Annotated in this window: 15 protein-coding genes; 9 read left to right on the top strand and 6 right to left on the bottom strand. The window is 60.5% G+C overall.

Annotation, left to right across the window (positions count from 1 at the left end):
• From EJA70_RS12615 to EJA70_RS12590, 6 genes are all read left to right on the top strand, one after another.
• The coding region (locus EJA70_RS12615; RefSeq protein ID WP_178116852.1) for an RHS repeat-associated core domain-containing protein at positions 1 to 1,166 on the top strand (1,166 nt) is incomplete at its 5' end.
• Between the two features lie 253 nt (positions 1,167 to 1,419).
• On the top strand, positions 1,420 to 3,180 hold the full coding sequence (locus EJA70_RS12610; RefSeq protein WP_158831067.1) for an ATP-binding protein: 1,761 nt from the start codon (positions 1,420 to 1,422) through the stop codon (positions 3,178 to 3,180).
• Positions 3,180 to 4,508, top strand: coding sequence for a sigma-54 dependent transcriptional regulator (locus EJA70_RS12605; protein WP_158831065.1), 1,329 nt, complete (start codon positions 3,180 to 3,182; stop codon positions 4,506 to 4,508). The genes EJA70_RS12610 and EJA70_RS12605 overlap by 1 nt, the downstream gene beginning before the upstream one ends.
• Positions 4,509 to 4,756: 248 nt before the next feature.
• The gene (locus tag EJA70_RS12600) at positions 4,757 to 6,076 is read left to right on the top strand and encodes an MFS transporter (RefSeq protein ID WP_158831063.1); all 1,320 of its coding nucleotides are present in this window, start codon (positions 4,757 to 4,759) and stop codon (positions 6,074 to 6,076) included.
• A 406-nt stretch (positions 6,077 to 6,482) separates the two neighbouring features.
• A complete protein-coding gene (locus tag EJA70_RS12595; RefSeq protein ID WP_158831060.1) occupies positions 6,483 to 6,737 on the top strand; it encodes a hypothetical protein in 255 nt (84 codons plus the stop codon).
• A 133-nt stretch (positions 6,738 to 6,870) separates the two neighbouring features.
• Complete coding sequence (locus EJA70_RS12590) at positions 6,871 to 7,500, top strand: flavin reductase family protein (protein ID WP_158831058.1); 630 nt, start codon at positions 6,871 to 6,873, stop codon at positions 7,498 to 7,500.
• 4 nt (positions 7,501 to 7,504) lie between these two features.
• Here the strand turns inward: EJA70_RS12590 and EJA70_RS12585 are convergent, their stop codons facing one another.
• Together EJA70_RS12585 and EJA70_RS12580 are read right to left on the bottom strand one after the other, a co-directional pair.
• Positions 7,505 to 7,747 (bottom strand): hypothetical protein, encoded by a 243-nt coding sequence (locus EJA70_RS12585; RefSeq protein WP_038366794.1) that lies wholly within the window; start codon positions 7,745 to 7,747, stop codon positions 7,505 to 7,507.
• A gap of 44 nt (positions 7,748 to 7,791) precedes the next feature.
• On the bottom strand, positions 7,792 to 8,145 hold the full coding sequence (locus tag EJA70_RS12580; RefSeq protein WP_158831056.1) for an antibiotic biosynthesis monooxygenase family protein: 354 nt from the start codon (positions 8,143 to 8,145) through the stop codon (positions 7,792 to 7,794).
• Between the two features lie 368 nt (positions 8,146 to 8,513).
• Here EJA70_RS12580 and EJA70_RS12575 point away from each other — a divergent pair, with 368 nt between their 5' ends.
• On the top strand, positions 8,514 to 9,443 hold the full coding sequence (locus EJA70_RS12575) for an AraC family transcriptional regulator (protein WP_158831055.1): 930 nt from the start codon (positions 8,514 to 8,516) through the stop codon (positions 9,441 to 9,443).
• 150 nt (positions 9,444 to 9,593) lie between these two features.
• Here the strand turns inward: EJA70_RS12575 and EJA70_RS12570 are convergent, their stop codons facing one another.
• Both EJA70_RS12570 and EJA70_RS12565 read right to left on the bottom strand, forming a co-directional pair.
• Positions 9,594 to 11,042 (bottom strand): aldehyde dehydrogenase family protein, encoded by a 1,449-nt coding sequence (locus EJA70_RS12570; RefSeq protein WP_178116853.1) that lies wholly within the window; start codon positions 11,040 to 11,042, stop codon positions 9,594 to 9,596.
• Entirely contained in the window at positions 11,042 to 12,679 is a 1,638-nt protein-coding gene (locus tag EJA70_RS12565) for a 5-guanidino-2-oxopentanoate decarboxylase (RefSeq protein ID WP_158831051.1), read from the bottom strand. The genes EJA70_RS12570 and EJA70_RS12565 overlap by 1 nt, the downstream gene beginning before the upstream one ends.
• A gap of 229 nt (positions 12,680 to 12,908) precedes the next feature.
• Here EJA70_RS12565 and EJA70_RS12560 point away from each other — a divergent pair, with 229 nt between their 5' ends.
• A complete protein-coding gene (locus EJA70_RS12560) occupies positions 12,909 to 13,790 on the top strand; it encodes a LysR substrate-binding domain-containing protein (protein WP_158831049.1) in 882 nt (293 codons plus the stop codon).
• Between the two features lie 114 nt (positions 13,791 to 13,904).
• Here EJA70_RS12560 and EJA70_RS12555 read toward each other — a convergent pair whose 3' ends face one another.
• Positions 13,905 to 14,519 (bottom strand): NAD(P)-dependent oxidoreductase, encoded by a 615-nt coding sequence (locus EJA70_RS12555; RefSeq protein WP_158831047.1) that lies wholly within the window; start codon positions 14,517 to 14,519, stop codon positions 13,905 to 13,907.
• Between the two features lie 262 nt (positions 14,520 to 14,781).
• Entirely contained in the window at positions 14,782 to 15,660 is an 879-nt protein-coding gene (locus EJA70_RS12550; protein WP_158831045.1) for an MBL fold metallo-hydrolase, read from the bottom strand.
• A gap of 114 nt (positions 15,661 to 15,774) precedes the next feature.
• Between EJA70_RS12550 and EJA70_RS12545 the strand changes: the two genes are divergently transcribed.
• Entirely contained in the window at positions 15,775 to 16,680 is a 906-nt protein-coding gene (locus EJA70_RS12545; RefSeq protein ID WP_218574208.1) for a LysR family transcriptional regulator, read from the top strand.
• The last annotated feature ends 56 nt before the right edge of the window (positions 16,681 to 16,736 follow it).

Genomic DNA, 16,736 nt, shown 5'->3' with positions numbered 1-16,736 from the left:
GCACGATGGAGCTTGACCAGCAGGGCCGGATGATCAGTCATGAGGGTTACTACCCGTTCGGCGCCACTGCCTGGATGGCGGCACGTTCGCTGATCGAAGTGGCGTACAAGTTCATCCGTTACTCCGGTAAAGAGATGGACGTCAGTGGCCTCTATTACTACGGGGCGCGCTACTACGCGCCGTGGCAGCAGCGCTGGATAAGCGCTGACCCGGGAGGCGATGTGGACGGGCTGAACCTGTACGCATTCGTCGGCAACAACCCGATGAACTATTTCGATGACACCGGGCTCAATCGCTCGCCCAACGAGCTCAAGCGACTGATCAGCTGGAACATGCGGGCGTTGTCTTCCATCGATCAAAAAATGAGTACCGTTCAGGGCCAACTGATCGATCTGCAACATCCCGGGCAATGGCGCAAGACGCTGGCAAAGAACGTTGTTTATCAAATCGGCAGCGCCGCTGCGGGCTGGTTCACCTCGTACAACGCCGCCACGTTTGCCTCCGAAGCCTTGCCCGGGCTTTCCGCTGATCTGATCGGCTTGACACTGGGCAACAACATCGCCGACCTGAGCGTTGGCACGTATGACACGCTGTTGGAAAAACTGACGTTGAATTCGCCGATTGTCCCACGCACCTCCACCTTCAACCCTGATGCCATTGCGGAAGAACTACAGCCGTCGTCCCAACTCCCCTCCCGCGAAAAGTACGATGTACGCACCCGGGGGGGGTTGCACCAACTGTCAATGGATGGCATCAGTAAAGTCGTAGGCGCCTATGTACCTGGCGTGGGTGAGGCCATGGCTCTGGGCAGCCTTGCGCAGGAAGCCAGTGAGGCCGAGGAAGGCCTGTCATCGCTGAAACTGGCAAAAATACACAGCACACTTGATGAACTTGATGCGATGGTCACGCGATTGACCGCATCGGCCAACACCGCGTTTGCCGAACTAGGGATCAACGAGTTTTACGATGAACAACACGGGATGCGCGACTACCTGATCGACCTGGCACGCAACCGGGTAGGCACGGCACAGGCGAAAACGTTACGCCAGTCCGATATGACGCAGCTTGCGGAATTCGCCCACAATAACATCGGGACCACTCGAGAATTCCTCAACATTTATCAGCAAAAAGTCCCGACCATTCGTAAGCGGTATCAGGGCAATTGAATTACACAGACTTGCGCTGACCCCGGGTATGGAGCGTGGGGCATGCGCGCCAACCTCCACTGGCGTGCTCCGCGGTTGCCCGTTATCGACATTCGCGGCTTGCCCGTGTCTATCGTCGAGTACTTGCGCACGCACCATGCTGCGCTCCATCTCGGGTAAATTCACAAAGGTCTGAGCGGGTAACGAGTCATTCGAGAAGGATCGTCGGACCCATGCTATCGTGCCGGCCCGTCCCTTTATCCATTAGCCCAGCATGCTGCCGACTTCCCGTACCTTGCGTCTGTCGTTGTATACCCTGCTGATCATCACCGGTGCGGCCCTTGCCGCGACCCTTGCCATCCGCCACGCCGAACGTCAGGCGCTGGAAGAAGATGCCGCCCGCGCCAGTCAACAACTGGCGTTGTACGCCAACTCGCTGCACACCCTGATTGATCGCTATCGCGCCCTGCCGGCCGTGCTCGCGCTGGACCCGCAGTTGCGCTCGGCGCTGGCAGGTTCCGTCGATGCCGAGCAACAGTCGGCGCTAAACCTCAAGCTGGAAAAAATCAACGGTGCCGCGCAGTCCTCGACCCTTGAATTGCTCGATCACACGGGGCTCGCCGTGGCGGCCAGCAACTGGCGTTTGCCGAGCAGTTATGTCGGCCACAACTATGGCTTTCGCCCCTATTTCAGCCAGACCCGCACCCAGGGTTCCGGGCGTTTTTATGCGGTAGGCGTGACCAGCGGAATTCCTGGTTATTTTCTCTCAAGCGCAGTGCTTGGCGACAACAACGAGTTCCTCGGGGCGATGGTGGTCAAGCTGGAATTCCCCGAGCTGGAGCGTGAGTGGAGCCAGGGCAGCGACACGCTGTTGGTCAGCGATGCGCGCGGCATTATCTTTATCGCCAATCAGCCGGGTTGGCGCTATCGCCTGCTGCGCCCGCTGAGCGCCGCCGATCAGGCCGAGATCAAAGCCACGCGCCAGTACGACAAACAGGCGTTGGCGCCTTTGACGCATCTGTCCTTGCGCCGCTTCGATGACAACAGCGATCTGCGCCGCGTTGAAGGCCCGCAAGGTACGGCGGATTATCTGTGGGAATCGCTGCCGCTGACCACCGAAGGCTGGACCCTGCATTTGCTCCGTCACCCGCAGGTCGCCTTCGAAGATTTGCGCAACGCCGGGCTCGCTGCTGCCGGCGTGTGGCTGGCGCTGGTGTTTTTGCTGCTGTTCCTCAATCAACGCTGGCGCTTGGCGAAGCTGCGTCAGCGCAGCCGCGAAGAGCTGGAGCAACTGGTCGAAGAGCGCACCCGCGATCTGCGCACGGCGCAGGACGGTCTGGTGCAGTCGGCCAAACTGGCGGCGCTGGGGCAAATGTCCGCCGCGCTGGCGCACGAAATCAATCAGCCGCTGACCGCTCAGCGCATGCAACTGGCGACCCTGCGTCTGCTGCTCGACCATGGCCGTGTCGACGACGCTTATAAAGCGCTGAAACCGGTGGATGAAATGCTTACGCGCATGGCCGCCCTCACCGGCCACCTCAAGACGTTCGCCCGCAAAAGCCCCAGCGGATTGCGCGAACGGCTGGATCTGGCCACGGTGGTCGATCAATCATTGCAGTTGCTGGACGCGCGTTTGCGTGACGAACAGGTCAGTCTGGTCCTGCATCTAGCGCGTCCAGCCTGGGTGCGCGGGGATGCGATCCGTCTCGAACAGGTGCTGATCAACTTGCTGCGCAACGCACTCGATGCAATGCAGGGCACACCGTGCAAGCGTCTGGAAATCCGTCTGGAGGCCGACGAGCAGCTCTGGCGACTGAGCGTCAGCGACAACGGCGGCGGGATTGCCGAAGAGCATCTGGGCCAGGTGTTCGACCCCTTCTTCACTACCAAACCTGTGGGCGACGGTCTGGGCCTGGGGCTGGCGGTCTCCTTCGCTATCGTGCATGAATCCGGCGGGCGCTTGAGCGTGGAGAATGGCGACAGCGGCGCGGTATTCAGCCTGACCTTGCCGATCGATCTGGAGGCGCATATCTGATGCTCAACTCGGTGATGGTGGTCGATGACGAAAGCAGCATTCGCAACGCCGTCGAGCAGTGGCTGAGCCTGTCCGGGTTCGAGGTGCAACTGTTCAGCCGCGCCGAAGACTGCCTCGCCGCCCTGCCCGCGCACTTTGCCGGGGTGATCCTCAGCGACGTGCGCATGCCCGGCATCGGTGGCTTGGCGTTGTTGGCTGAAGTGCAGAAACGTGATGCCGATCTGCCGGTGATTCTGCTCACCGGCCACGGCGATGTGCCGATGGCGGTCGAGGCGATGCGCGACGGCGCGTATGACTTTCTGGAAAAACCCTTCAGCCCGGAAACCCTGCTCGGCAGCCTGCGCCGGGCGCTGGACAAACGCGCACTGGTGTTGGAAAACCGTGCCCTGCATGAACAGGCCGACAACCGCGCGAAACTCGATGCGACGTTGCTCGGTGTGTCGCGGGGTTTGCAGACGTTGCGTCGACAGGTGCTGGATCTGGCAGCGCTGCCGGTGAATGTATTGATCCGTGGCGAAACCGGCAGCGGCAAGGAACTGGTTGCGCGCTGCCTGCATGATTTCGGCCCTCGCGCAGACAAGCCGTTTGTGGCGCTGAACTGCGCGGCGATCCCTGAGCAATTGTTCGAAGCCGAGTTGTTCGGCCATGAGAGCGGCGCCTTCACCGGCGCCTCCGGCAAGCGCATCGGCAAGCTGGAATACGCCGATGGCGGCACGCTGTTCCTCGATGAAATCGAAAGCATGCCGTTGGCTCAGCAAGTGAAACTGCTGCGGGTATTGCAGGAGCAGAAGCTGGAGCGGCTAGGGTCAAACCAGAGTATTCGCGTCGACTTGCGCATTGTCGCAGCGACCAAACCTGATCTGCTCGATGAGGCCCGCGCCGGACGTTTTCGCGAGGACCTGGCGTATCGCCTGAACGTCGCGGAACTGCGCTTGCCGCCGCTGCGCGATCGGCGTGAAGACATTCCGTTGCTGTTCGAGACCTTCGCCCAGAGTGCGGCGCAGCGCCTCGGCCGGACGTTCCCGCCGTTAACGGGCGCGCAGTTGAGTCACCTGCTCAGCCATGACTGGCCGGGCAATGTCCGTGAACTGGCCAACGTCGCCGAACGGCAAGTGCTGGGGCTGGATGAGCCGGCGCCGGGGATTGATCCGGGGCAGTCGCTGGCGGCGCAACAGGAAGCGTTTGAAGCGCAGTGCCTGCGCGCGGCGTTGACGCGGCACAAGGGCGATGTGAAAGCGGTGCTTGAAGAACTGCAACTGCCGCGGCGTACCTTCAATGAAAAAATGCAGCGGCATGGGTTGAGTCGGGAGATGTTTGTAAGCCCGTAAAGCCAAAAGATCGCAGCCTGCGGCAGCTCCTACATAGGCCCACGGTAGGAGCTGCCGCAGGCTGCGATCTTTTGATCCTTTCGGCAATTTTCCGCTCACACACACCCGACGGTAAGCGGATTTCCGCCTACCCAGTATCCCTCCCCCCTCTAAACCGGCCCTCTCCCCGTTGGCACAGCTCCTGCTATAGCCCACGCAGGCTGCGTTTCAACGCGCTCCACAAAAACAATTAAACGAAGGATCCTTCAATGGATAACTCCAACGCCCTGCCCCTTGGGTCGGCTGCCGTGCCCGCCAAAGAACGAACCACCGCCAGCCGGATCAAATCGATCTTCAGCGGCTCTGTCGGCAACATGGTCGAGTGGTATGACTGGTACGTTTATGCCGCCTTCTCGCTGTACTTCGCCAAAGCCTTCTTCCCCAAAGGCGACACCACCGCTCAACTGCTGAACACCGCTGCGATTTTCGCCGTGGGCTTCCTGATGCGCCCGATCGGCGGCTGGATGATGGGCCTGTACGCTGACAAGGTCGGCCGCAAAAAAGCGCTGATGGCCTCGGTTTACCTGATGTGCTTCGGCTCGCTGATCATCGCCCTGAGCCCCGGTTATGAAACCATCGGTGTCGGCGCGCCGGTGCTGCTGGTGTTCGCCCGCCTGCTGCAAGGCCTGTCGGTCGGTGGCGAGTACGGCACCTCGGCGACCTACCTGTCGGAGATGGCGACCAAGAACCGTCGCGGCTTCTTCTCCAGCTTCCAGTACGTGACCCTGATCTCCGGCCAGCTCATCGCCCTCGGCGTGCTGATCGTGCTGCAGAACTTCCTCACCACTGAAGAGTTGTACGCGTGGGGCTGGCGTATTCCGTTTGCCATCGGCGCACTGTGCGCAGTGGTGGCGCTGTACCTGCGTCGCGGCATGGAAGAAACCGAGTCGTTCACCAAGAAAGAAAAAGCCAAGGAAAGCGCCATGCGCACCTTGCTGCGTCACCCCAAAGAACTGATGACCGTGGTCGGCCTGACCATGGGCGGTACGCTGGCGTTCTACACCTACACCACCTACATGCAGAAATACCTGGTGAACACCGTCGGCATGAGCATTTCCGACTCGACCACCATTTCCGCCGCGACCCTGTTCCTGTTCATGTGCCTGCAACCGATCATCGGCGGCCTGTCGGACAAGATCGGTCGTCGCCCGATCCTGATCGCCTTCGGCGTGCTGGGCACGATCTTCACCGTGCCGATCCTGATGACCCTGCACACCATTCAGACCTGGTGGGGCGCGTTCTTCCTGATCATGGCGGCGCTGATCATCGTCAGCGGCTACACCTCGATCAACGCGGTGGTGAAAGCTGAACTGTTCCCGACTGAAATCCGCGCACTGGGCGTCGGCCTGCCGTACGCACTGACCGTGTCGATCTTCGGCGGCACTGCCGAATACATCGCGCTGTGGTTCAAGAGCATCGGCATGGAAACCGGTTACTACTGGTATGTCACGGCGTGCATCGCGGTGTCGCTGCTGGTGTATGTGACCATGAAAGACACCCAGAAGCACTCGCGGATCGTCACTGACTGATCGTGATTTCACAGCCACTGCAACGGTGGCTGTTCTGGCCCCATCGCTGGCAAGCCAGCTCCCACAGTGACGGCGTAGCTCACAAACCTTGTGTTCGACGCGAATCCTGTGGGAGCTGGCTTGCCAGCGATTGGGGTCGCCGCATTATTCAGCCCTGCATGAAAAATCCGTCACCCACGCCAACTCGTGATTAATCGCGAATTAATGCTGGCGAAGCATCCTGCCCCTACCTGATCGATAACCTGCGCGACGTTCGCTGCGACGACGAAAGCGATCTGAATGCGTCGCTCTTAACATCAAGTTAATCGATTGTTTTTAGCATTATTTTGCGCTTTTTAATCAATTTAGTTGGCGTAGCATGAAACCCATGCAAGACACACCCGCCAACGAATCCGGAGTAACCGACATGAAAACCAAACTGATCCTCGCCTTCGCCCTGACCGTACTGGCCGCCAACACCTTCGCTGCCGACGGTTATGACCGCACCGGTTCCGCCGTTGCCGCCGACGGTTACGACCGCACCGGTTCTGCCACGGTCGCTGAAGACGGCTATGACCGTACCGGCTCCGCAACCTTCGCTGAAGATGGCTACGATCGCACCGGCTCCGCGACCTTTGCCGCCGACGGTTATGACCGCACGCAATCCGCTGCCACCAGCTAACCCCCTGCTGTAAAACGCACAGCCCGGCTTCGGCCGGGCTTATTCATTTCTGGGGATTTTTGTTTGGCTGGAAATATGGGGGGCGGCCTTGCACTATGGCTCTATTCAGAACGCAGCCTCAGGATCACCCGCCATGCCCGATGACATCCATTTCTACGAACCCGCCAACGGCCACGGCCTGCCCCACGATCCGTTCAACGCCATCGTCGGCCCGCGCCCCATCGGCTGGATTTCCTCACAGGATGCCCAAGGCCAGTTGAACCTGGCGCCGTACAGCTTCTTCAACGCCTTCAACTACATTCCGCCGATCATTGGTTTTTCCAGCGTCGGGCGCAAAGACAGCCTGAACAACATCGAGCAGACCGGCGAATTCGCCTGGAACCTCGCCACCCGCCCGCTGGCCGAGCAGATGAACCAGAGCTGTGCAATGGTCGCGCCTGAGGTCAACGAGTTTGAATTGGCAGGCTTGAAGACCGTGGCGTCAAAAGTGATTTCGGTGCCGCGCGTGGCCGAAAGCCCGGTGTCCTTCGAGTGCAAGGTCACGCAGATCATTCAGTTGCAACGCGCCGATGGCGAAACCGTGCCGAGTTGGTTGATCCTCGGCGAAGTGGTCGCCGTGCATATCGCCAAGTGGCTGTTGAAGGACGGCATCTACGACACCGCCGCAGCAGAACCGATTCTGCGCGGCGGCGGGCCGGCGGATTATTTCCAGTTGGGGCCTGAAGCCCTGTTCAAGATGTGGCGTCCGGGCGCCAACAAGTAACGCGTTACCAGATCAACTCGGCGTCTTCGGTGACGCCTTTGAGGTTATCCAGCTCATTGATGGCAGCCTCGTCGGCAGCAATGGCGCCGGGGAACACCTGATCATTCAGCAGTTTGTGAAAGCGTGGTGCGCCGCCATCGACCAGGGCCTTGACCGCGATTGCCGCGTGATAGCCCTTGTTGCCGCCCAACTCAACGGGAACGACTGCGGAGACTGCTTCGAAGTGTTCGAACTCTTTACGTGCCATGTCACAGATCCCGGCTCAGACAGATTAAGCCGGACATTAAACCCTCAACCGGCGAGTTTGTGTACCGGCGCCGGGCATTGACCAAGGGCTTGCGCGGCCGACACTTCTTTGAAGGTGTGGAAATCGAGGCTGTTGACCACCAGTTCCTGTACCAGCTCGGCGAAGATTTCCATCGATGGGCTGTTGAAGTATTGGGTCATCATTTGCTGGCTGCTCCAGAACCCGCTGACCAGCCACAACTCGGGATCACACTGCGAATGCTGCAAGGCGAAGCTCAGGCAACCAGGGGCGGTGCGGGACGGCTCGATCAACGCGCTCAGGCGTACACCGAGTTCCGCCGAACGCCCGGCGCGCGCTCGAACAAAAGCCATATGACTGACGGGAATCTGCTTGGACATGTTCAACCCTCCCAGGGAGTCGCGTGGCAGCCGGGGACGGGCTGCGACAGGATCAAAGGTTAAGGGCCAAGCGCTGAGTGCCGTTAGTCGATTCCTGCCGCCGCGTTGCACAATCCTGCGAGACTTGTCTGAACCTGAGTTCACACATATCCCCTGTAAGAGCTGCCGCAGGCTGCGATCTTTTGACCTTAAAGACAACAATCAAAAGATCGCAGCCTTCGGCAGCTCCTACAGTCCGGCGTCGCGTCGGTGTTGAGCAATAGCGCGGTGCAGAATCAGGCAAGCATTTCGCAGGATGTGTCTACCGCTCGCGCTTGCACAAACATATGCTCTGCTCCATTCCACCTCCCTTGCCGAGGATGCCGTGCATGACGTCATTCGATCGTTTTCAAGCCGAACCCAGCGCTGACATGGAAAAACAGCGCGCGGAACTGGCGGCGATCATCCGCCGCAACACCACGGACGATGGTAGCTACGAGACCGCCATCGGTTCGCTGTACATGTCACGCCACACAAAATCCCATGACTTTGCCCCGGTGCTCGCGCAACCGGCGCTGTGCATCATGGCGCAGGGGCGTAAAGAGGTGCGGCTGGCCGATGAGTACTTCAATTACGACCCGCTGAATTACCTGGTGGTCTCGGTTTCGATGCCGTTGAGTGGGCGGGTGGTCAACGTGTCGCCGGAGGATCCGATCCTCGCCGTGCGCCTCGATATTGATCCGGCGGAAATCACCGCACTGATCGCTGACGCCGGCCCGATGGGTGTACCGACGCGGCCGACCGGGCGCGGTTTGTATGTCGAGCAGATCGACAGTTCGATGCTCGATGCGGTGTTGCGTCTGGCGCGTTTGCTCGATGCACCGAAAGACATCGCCATGCTCGCGCCGCTGATTCGCCGGGAGATTCTCTATCGCCTGCTGCGCAGTCCGCAGGGCCATCGTTTGTATGAGATTGCGATTGCCAACAGCCAGAGCCACCGCATCAGCCAGGCGATCAAATGGCTCAACGGCAACTTTGAGCAGCCGTTGCGTATTGATGATCTGGCCAGGGAAGTGAACCTGAGCGTGTCGACGTTGCATCACCGCTTCAAGGCGATGACGGCGATGAGTCCGTTGCAGTATCAGAAGCAGCTGCGTTTGCAGGAGGCGCGGCGGTTGATGCTGGCCGAAGGGCTGGAGGCTTCGGCGGCGGGGTATCGGGTGGGGTATGAAAGTCCTTCGCAGTTCAGCCGCGAGTACAGCCGATTGTTTGGCGCGCCGCCGTTGCGGGATTTGGCGCGGTTGCGGTTGTCGGTCTGATCCGGAAGCTACGGTGTGGCGGCTGGCCTCATCGCGGGCAAGCCCGCTCCCACAGGAATCGATGCCGTACATAAATTTTGTGTACACCCATAAACCTGTGGGAGCGGGCTTGCCCGCGATGAGGCCAGGCCAGCCAATACGCCTCTGTGATCAGGCCGCCCGAATCACATGCTTGATCTCTTGAAACGCCGCCAATCCCCAAGGCCCCAGCTCGCGACCAATACTGCTCTGCTTGTACCCGCCCCACGCCGCCTGCGGGAAAATCACCTGCGGTGCATTGATCCACACCATCCCCGCCTGCAACGCATTGGCCACACGATCCGCCGCAGCAGCATCACGGGTCACCACACTCGCGACCAAACCAAACGGCGTGTCATTGGCCAAGGCAATCGCCTGCGCTTCAGTGGCGAAACTACGCACACACACCACCGGCCCGAAAATCTCTTCGCACCACAGCGCACTGTCCAATGGCACATCGGTGAACACCGTCGGCTGCAAGAAATAGCCGCGCGGCAGATCCGCCGGGCGATTGCCGCCGCAGAGCAACCGCGCGCCCGCGCTCAGCCCACGATCAATATGCCCAAGCACCCGCTGGTACTGCGCCTGGTTGACCAGCGCGCCCATTTCCACCTCAGGGTCGAACGGATCCGCGACGCGAATCGCCTGCGCACGCTTCTGTAGCCGACGGAGGAATTCTTCTTCCAGCTCATCAGCAACCAGCACGCGACTGGTGGCCGAACACATCTGCCCGGCGTTGAAAAACGCACCGCCACAGGCCAGTTCAACCGCCAAGTCGATATCAGCATCGGCCAACACCAGCAGCGAGGATTTGCCGCCCAGTTCCAGGCTCACGCCCTTCACGGTTTCCGCCGCACGCTGCATCACTTGCACGCCGACCGCATTGCTGCCTGTAAAGGAAATCCTGGCGATACGCGGGTCCGCCGACAACGGCGCGCCGACCGCCAGCCCGGTGCCGCAAACCAGATTGAACACACCATTGGGCAGACCCGATTCAGCAATGATCGCGGCCAGTTCCAGCTCCGGCAGCGGCGTCACTTCCGACGGTTTCAGCACCACGCAGCAACCGGCCGCCAACGCCGGCGCAAGCTTCCACGCGGTGGTCACCATCGGGAAATTCCACGGCACGATCAGCCCGACCACACCACACGGTTCACGACGCAAACGGGCGCTGAAATCATCGCTCGGCAGCGGCACATTGCTGTCCTGTTTCGCGTCGAAGGCTTCGGCAAGTTCGGCGTAATACTCGAAGGTGGCGATGACGTCATCAACGTCGATGGCCGCTTCGAATTGAGGCTTCCCGTTGTTGCTCGACTGCAACTTCATCAGATGCTCGCGACCGCTGCGCACGCCATTGGCGATGTTGCGCAGAATCGCGCCGCGCTCGGCGCCAGTAGTTTGTGACCAGCTCTTGAACGCTTCGCTGGCAGCGGCGACGGCTTGCTTGACCGCCTGCTCGTCACCGCCATTGACCGTGGTCAGCAACGCTTCGGTGGCCGGATTAATCACGCGCAGATGTTCGCCACCCGCCGACCATTGGCCGTTGATGTAGAGGCCATCGAGTGTGGTTGGGAAGTTGATCATTGCGCCACCGCCTGCATCCATTGGGTCTGGTCGATTTCAATCAGGGTCGGGCCCTGACGATCGCTTGCACTGCGCAAAGCGCTGCGCAGTTGTTCGATGCTGCTGATCGCTTCAGCCGCGCAGCCAAGAGCCTTGGCCACCGCGACAAAATCCGGGGTGTAGATGTCCACGCCGACCGGTTCGATGGCGCGGTTGACCATGTATTTCTTGATCTCTTCGTAGCCCTGGTTATTCCACAGGAGGACGATCACCGGCACCCGCGCTTCGACGGCGCTGGCCAGTTCCGGCAGGGTGAATTGCAGCCCGCCATCGCCGATCAGGCACACCACCGGAGGGCGCGCACCTTTGTCGAGTTGGCCGCCGAGCCACGCGCCAATCGCTGCCGGCAAGGCGTAGCCGAGGGTGCCGTAACCGGTCGAGGCGTTGAACCAGCGGCGCGGGTGATCCGGGTTGAACGTGAGGTTGCCGGTGTACACCGGTTGCGTCGAGTCGCCGACGAACACCGCGTTCGGCAATTCATCGAGCACGGTGTCGAGGAAACGGGTTTGTGCGAGGGTCGGCGCGTCCCAGCTCGCGGCCAGTTCAGCGCGCAGTTTGCCGGCGCGTGCATGCCCCCAATCGCTGCTGCGCTCGGCGAGTTTTTCCTGCGACAGGGTGTTCAACAAAGCCTGTGCAGCGTTGCGTGCGTCGGCCACCAGCGCCAGGTGCGGCGGGTAGTTACGCACGGTCTGGTCGGCGTCGATATCAATGCGCAGCAGTTTGCCGGGAATCTCGAAACCGCCGGCGAAGGTGACGTCGTAATCGGTCTCGGCGAGCTCGGTGCCGATGGCTAAAACCACATCGGCATCAGCGACCAGCGCGCGGGTGGCGACCAGAGTTTGAGTCGAGCCGATCAGCAGCGGATGGTTGCCCGGCAGCATGCCTTTGGCGTTGATGGTCAGCGCCACTGGAGCGTCGAGCAATTCGGCGAGTTTGGTCAGTTCCGGCGCGGCGTCAATCGCACCGCCACCAGCGAGAATCAATGGACGTTTGGCGTCGACCAGCAGCTCGCTCATACGTTTAACGGCAGCGGGCGCAGCACCGGCGCGGTCGATGTTGAGCGGTACGCTGGCGAGCAAGTCATCGGCGTTTTCAACCAGCACGTCCAACGGAATCTCGATGTGCACCGGACGTGGACGACCGGCCTGGAACAAGGCAAACGCACGCGCCAGCACCACTGGCAATTCAGCGGCGGACATCAAGGTGTGCGAGAACGCTGCGACACCGGAAACCAGTGCGCTCTGGTTCGGCAGCTCATGCAGCTTGCCGCGCCCGCCGCCCAATTGGCTGCGCGATTGCACGCTGGAGATCACCAGCATCGGGATCGAATCGGCGTAGGCCTGGCCCATGGCGGTGGTGATGTTGGTCATGCCCGGGCCGGTGATGATAAAGCACACGCCCGGTTTGCCAGCGGTGCGCGCGTAGCCGTCAGCCATGAAACCGGCGCCCTGCTCATGCCGAGGGGTGACGTGACGAATGCTCGAACGCGCCAGCCCGCGATACAGCTCCACGGTGTGTACACCGGGAATGCCGAACACCTGCTCGACCCCATAACCTTCGAGTAACTTGACCAGTACTTCGCCACACGTCGCCATGTCGATTGCCCTTCTTGTTCACTGAAAACACAAGGCTTTTCTGTAGGAGTGAGCCTGCTCGCGATAGCGTCATCACATCCAACATCGCAGTGACTGATCTACCGCTATCGCGAGCAGGCTCACTCCTACATAAAGCCCTTTAATGGGCTCATTGAACGGTCGGCAGGTAGCCGCAACAATCGATTAAAAGTCATACTAGCCATGTCCTCACGTCATACCTTGGATCGCCATGAAGCGCCTGCCGCCCCTGTCCGCCCTGCACACCTTTCTGATCACCGCGCAGTGCTGCAACTTCACCCGTGCGGCCGAGCAGTTGCACATCACCCAAGGCGCGGTGAGCCGGCAGATCGCGGGGCTGGAAGAGCATCTCGGTTATCCGCTGTTCATCCGTCTGGCCCGAGGTTTGGCGATGACCGCCGAGGGACGTGAATGGCTACCGCGCGTGGAAAAAATCTTCGGCCTGATCAGCGAAGCGACCGAGCAGATCGGCATGCAGCGTGAAACCCTGCAACTCAAGGCGCCGAGCTGCGTGATGCGCTGGCTGCTGCCGCGTTTGCTGCAATGGCAGAAGGAACGCCCGGACGTGCCGGTGAAACTCACGGCGTCGTTGCAGCACGGTGTGGATTTTCAGCGTGAGCAATTTGATGCGGCGGTGATCTACGGCGCGCCCCCGGACAACTCGCCGGGCGCTCTGCACCTGTTCGATGAGCAACTGACGCCAGTGTGCTCGCCGCTGCTGCTCAAGGGTTCACCGGCGCTGAATGCACCGGCGGATCTGCAGCAGCATCTGTTGCTTCATCCGACGCACGATATTCAGGATTGGTCGGTGTGGCTGAACGCAGCCGGGCTGCAGTTGAACAACATCAGCAGCGGCCAGCATTTCGAAACGCTGGATCAGGCGATGTCGATGGCGTCGCACGGCACGGGGGTGGCGATTGGGGACTGGTCGTTGATCGGCGATGACTTGCGCGCCGGACGGCTGGTAATGCCGTTTGCTTTGAAAGTGAAAACAGGATTGGCGTACTACGTGGTGTTGCCACCAGGAACCGAGCCGTCGCCACCGCTCGAAGAACTAATGATCTGGCTGACAGAACAAGCCCACACCCGCTAAACACAAATCCCCTGTAGGAGCTGCCGAAGTCTGCGATCTTTTGATCCTGTTTTTGATTCTGAAAAATCAGGATCAAAAGATCGCAGCCTTCGGCAGCTCCTACAGGGGGATGTGTCAGTAGCCGACGGTGTAGCGTTGGTGTGAATGCTTTGGTGTTTCCACTTCGTCGATCAGCGCAATCGCGTAGTCGGCAAAGGTGATCCAGCTACGGCCCTCGGCGCTCACCAGCAAGTGATCCTGGCCGACGCGGAATTTGCCCGTGCGCTCACCCTCAACGAATTCCGCCGATGGCGAGAGGAAGGTCCAGTCCAGCTCTTTTTCCTGGCGCAACGCATCAAGAAACGCCGCACCGGCGCTGGCCTCGGTCTTGTACTCGGCCGGGAAACCGGCGCTGTCGATCACCCGGGAGTCGTCCGGCAGCAACAGCGAGCCGGCACCGCCGACCACCAACAAACGCTTTACGCCCGCCTGCTTCACCGGCCCAACGATGGCGCTCGCTGGAACAGTAGCGAAATGCGCCGCGGTGATCACCACGTCGTGACCGGCGACGGCTTCTTGCAGTGCCGCCGAATCGAGCACGTCGACATTCTTGCTGACAACACCGGCACGGGCGCCGATCTTCGCAGTATCGCGGGCGATGGCGGTGACGCTATGACCGCGACGCAGGGCTTCTTCCAGCAGTTGGCTACCGGCACGGCCGGTGGCACCAATGATTGCGATCTTGCTCATGACGTTCTCCAGTTGGCTTGAGTGTTTCAAATGAGGCACATATCTATTGAGTGAAGATATTCCCTGTGCTGAGGAAACTTTGTGGCGAGGGGATTTATCCCCGATGGAGTGCGAAGCGCTCCCCTGCTTTTTCCTGTGAAACCGCATTCTCAGGATTTGCGACTGCTGCGCAGCCGATCGGGGCGGTGCGACGTTTCGCTAAATCCCCTCGCCACAAAGGCAATCAGCAATCCTTGAGACCTCAGTATTCAGATGGAGCGGGTTACCACTTCATCTCACCCTTCGCGACTTTCGCGCTCAGCTCCAGCGAGCTCTCTTCACCCAGTGCCGGGTAGCGCTTTTTCATCGCGGCGATCAGTGCAGCAGCATCCTTGGCCTTCGCGGTTTCTGCGTCGAATGCCTTAATGTAGTCGGCGGTGAATTTCACGCTGGCCAGCGAGCGGCTGCTGTCACCCAGATAGTGACCCGGCACCACGGTTTTCGGCTTCAGGGTTTCGATCGAATGTAGCGTCTGCAGCCAGTCGGCATGGGATTGCGCGGTCTGCGTGTCAGCCATCCACACGTGAATGTTCTCGGCCACTACCACGCCACCGACTACAGCTTTGAGCGACGGAATCCACACGAAGCTGCGATCCGGTTGCTTGCCCTCAAGGCCGACCACCTGCAATTTCTGCCCTTCAAGCATCAGGCTGTTGCCCTTGAGCACACCCGGGACAATGGTTTTCGCCGGCACGTCGGCGCCCATTTTCGGGCCCCAGAACGCCAGTTTCCCGGCCACGGTCTGATTGATGTGATCGACGGTCGGTTGCGACGCCAGCACCTTGGCATTCGGAAAAGCCTGGGTCAGGGTGTCGAGACCGAAGTAGTAATCCGGGTCACCGTGACTGATGTAGATGGTGGTCAGTTGCTTGCCGCTGGCGCGGATCTTCTCCACCACCTGTTCGGCCTGGGATTTGCCGAACTGCGCGTCGACCAGAATCGCGTCTTTCTCGCCGCTGACCAGCACCGAGGTCACCGGAAAAATCGCATTGGCGCCCGGGTTGTAAACGTCCAGGGTCAAATTGGCCGCCGCTGCGTGCGCGGCGAAACCCAGTGAAGCGGTGGCGAGCAGAACGCGTTTGAGTGTGGTGAAACCGATCATCTGTTGCTCCGGTGTGCGAATGCCTTGCTTGGCGATGAAACACAGCTTAGTTGCCTGACTCAGTACAAAAAATGCGATGCTTGAACATAGTTTGTTTCTGAAAGCGGGCAAATCATGGATCGTCTCCAAGCAATGCGAGTGTTTGTCACCGTGGTGGACCTGGGCAGTCAGTCGGCCGCCGCCGACCAACTGGACCTCTCACGTCCGGTGGTTTCACGTTATCTGGCGGAGCTGGAAGACTGGGTCGGCGCGCGCCTGATGCACCGCACCACACGCAAGTTGAGCCTGACCGCCGCCGGCAGTGAAATCCTCCCGCGCTGTCGGCAGATGATCGAACTGTCGAACGACATGCAGGCCGCCGTCAGCGAACCCGACGACGCACCGCGCGGGCTGCTGCGAATCAGCGTCAGCACTTCGTTCGGCCAGGCGCAACTGGCCGACGCGGTGGCTGCGTATGTAAAACGCTATCCGGGGGTGAGCATTGATCTGCAAATGCTCGATCGCACGGTGAACCTGGTGGATGAACGGATCGACCTGGCGATTCGCACCAGCAACGATCTTGATCCGAACCTGATCGCCCGGCGCCTGACGGTGTGCCGCTCGGTGGTGTGTGCAGCACCGGCGTATCTGCAAGAACACCCGGCGCCACAACGGGTCGAGGAATTGAGCCGGCATAACTGCCTGACGCACTCGTATTTTGGCAAGAGCCTGTGGCATTTCGAGGAAGACGGCGAGCCGGTCTCCGTGCCGGTGCAGGGCAACATCAGCGCCAACGAGGCGAGCACTCTGTTGCGCGCGACCCTGGCTGGCGCGGGCGTGGCGATGCTGCCGACGTATCAGGCCGGCGTGCATATCCACAGCGGTGAACTGGTGCGCCTGCTGCCCGCAGCGGAACCACGGCAACTGAACATCTACGCGGTGTACGCCTCACGCAAACACATGCCGGCGGCGCTGCGCAGCCTGCTGGATTTTCTGGTGCAGCGGTTTCCCGAGAACCCTGCTTGGGACGTGGGATTTTAAAAGTCAAAAGATCGCAGCCTGCGGCAGCTCCTACACGGATCCATGTAGGAGCTGCC

The organism is Pseudomonas sp. PB103 (genome assembly GCF_009764635.1).
Lineage (GTDB): Bacteria > Pseudomonadota > Gammaproteobacteria > Pseudomonadales > Pseudomonadaceae > Aquipseudomonas.
The sequence above is the reverse complement of the archived record's forward strand: the minus strand, read 5'-3'. Positions and strand labels throughout refer to the sequence as shown.

Coding starts and splice junctions, on each gene's coding strand:
- EJA70_RS12610 (WP_158831067.1), top strand. CDS start 1,420: ATGCTGCCGACTTCCCGTACCTTGCGTCTGTCGTTGTATACCCTGCTG.
- EJA70_RS12605 (WP_158831065.1), top strand. CDS start 3,180: ATGCTCAACTCGGTGATGGTGGTCGATGACGAAAGCAGCATTCGCAAC.
- EJA70_RS12600 (WP_158831063.1), top strand. CDS start 4,757: ATGGATAACTCCAACGCCCTGCCCCTTGGGTCGGCTGCCGTGCCCGCC.
- EJA70_RS12595 (WP_158831060.1), top strand. CDS start 6,483: ATGAAAACCAAACTGATCCTCGCCTTCGCCCTGACCGTACTGGCCGCC.
- EJA70_RS12590 (WP_158831058.1), top strand. CDS start 6,871: ATGCCCGATGACATCCATTTCTACGAACCCGCCAACGGCCACGGCCTG.
- EJA70_RS12585 (WP_038366794.1), bottom strand. CDS start 7,747: ATGGCACGTAAAGAGTTCGAACACTTCGAAGCAGTCTCCGCAGTCGTT.
- EJA70_RS12580 (WP_158831056.1), bottom strand. CDS start 8,145: ATGTCCAAGCAGATTCCCGTCAGTCATATGGCTTTTGTTCGAGCGCGC.
- EJA70_RS12575 (WP_158831055.1), top strand. CDS start 8,514: ATGACGTCATTCGATCGTTTTCAAGCCGAACCCAGCGCTGACATGGAA.
- EJA70_RS12565 (WP_158831051.1), bottom strand. CDS start 12,679: ATGGCGACGTGTGGCGAAGTACTGGTCAAGTTACTCGAAGGTTATGGG.
- EJA70_RS12560 (WP_158831049.1), top strand. CDS start 12,909: ATGAAGCGCCTGCCGCCCCTGTCCGCCCTGCACACCTTTCTGATCACC.
- EJA70_RS12555 (WP_158831047.1), bottom strand. CDS start 14,519: ATGAGCAAGATCGCAATCATTGGTGCCACCGGCCGTGCCGGTAGCCAA.
- EJA70_RS12550 (WP_158831045.1), bottom strand. CDS start 15,660: ATGATCGGTTTCACCACACTCAAACGCGTTCTGCTCGCCACCGCTTCA.
- EJA70_RS12545 (WP_218574208.1), top strand. CDS start 15,775: ATGGATCGTCTCCAAGCAATGCGAGTGTTTGTCACCGTGGTGGACCTG.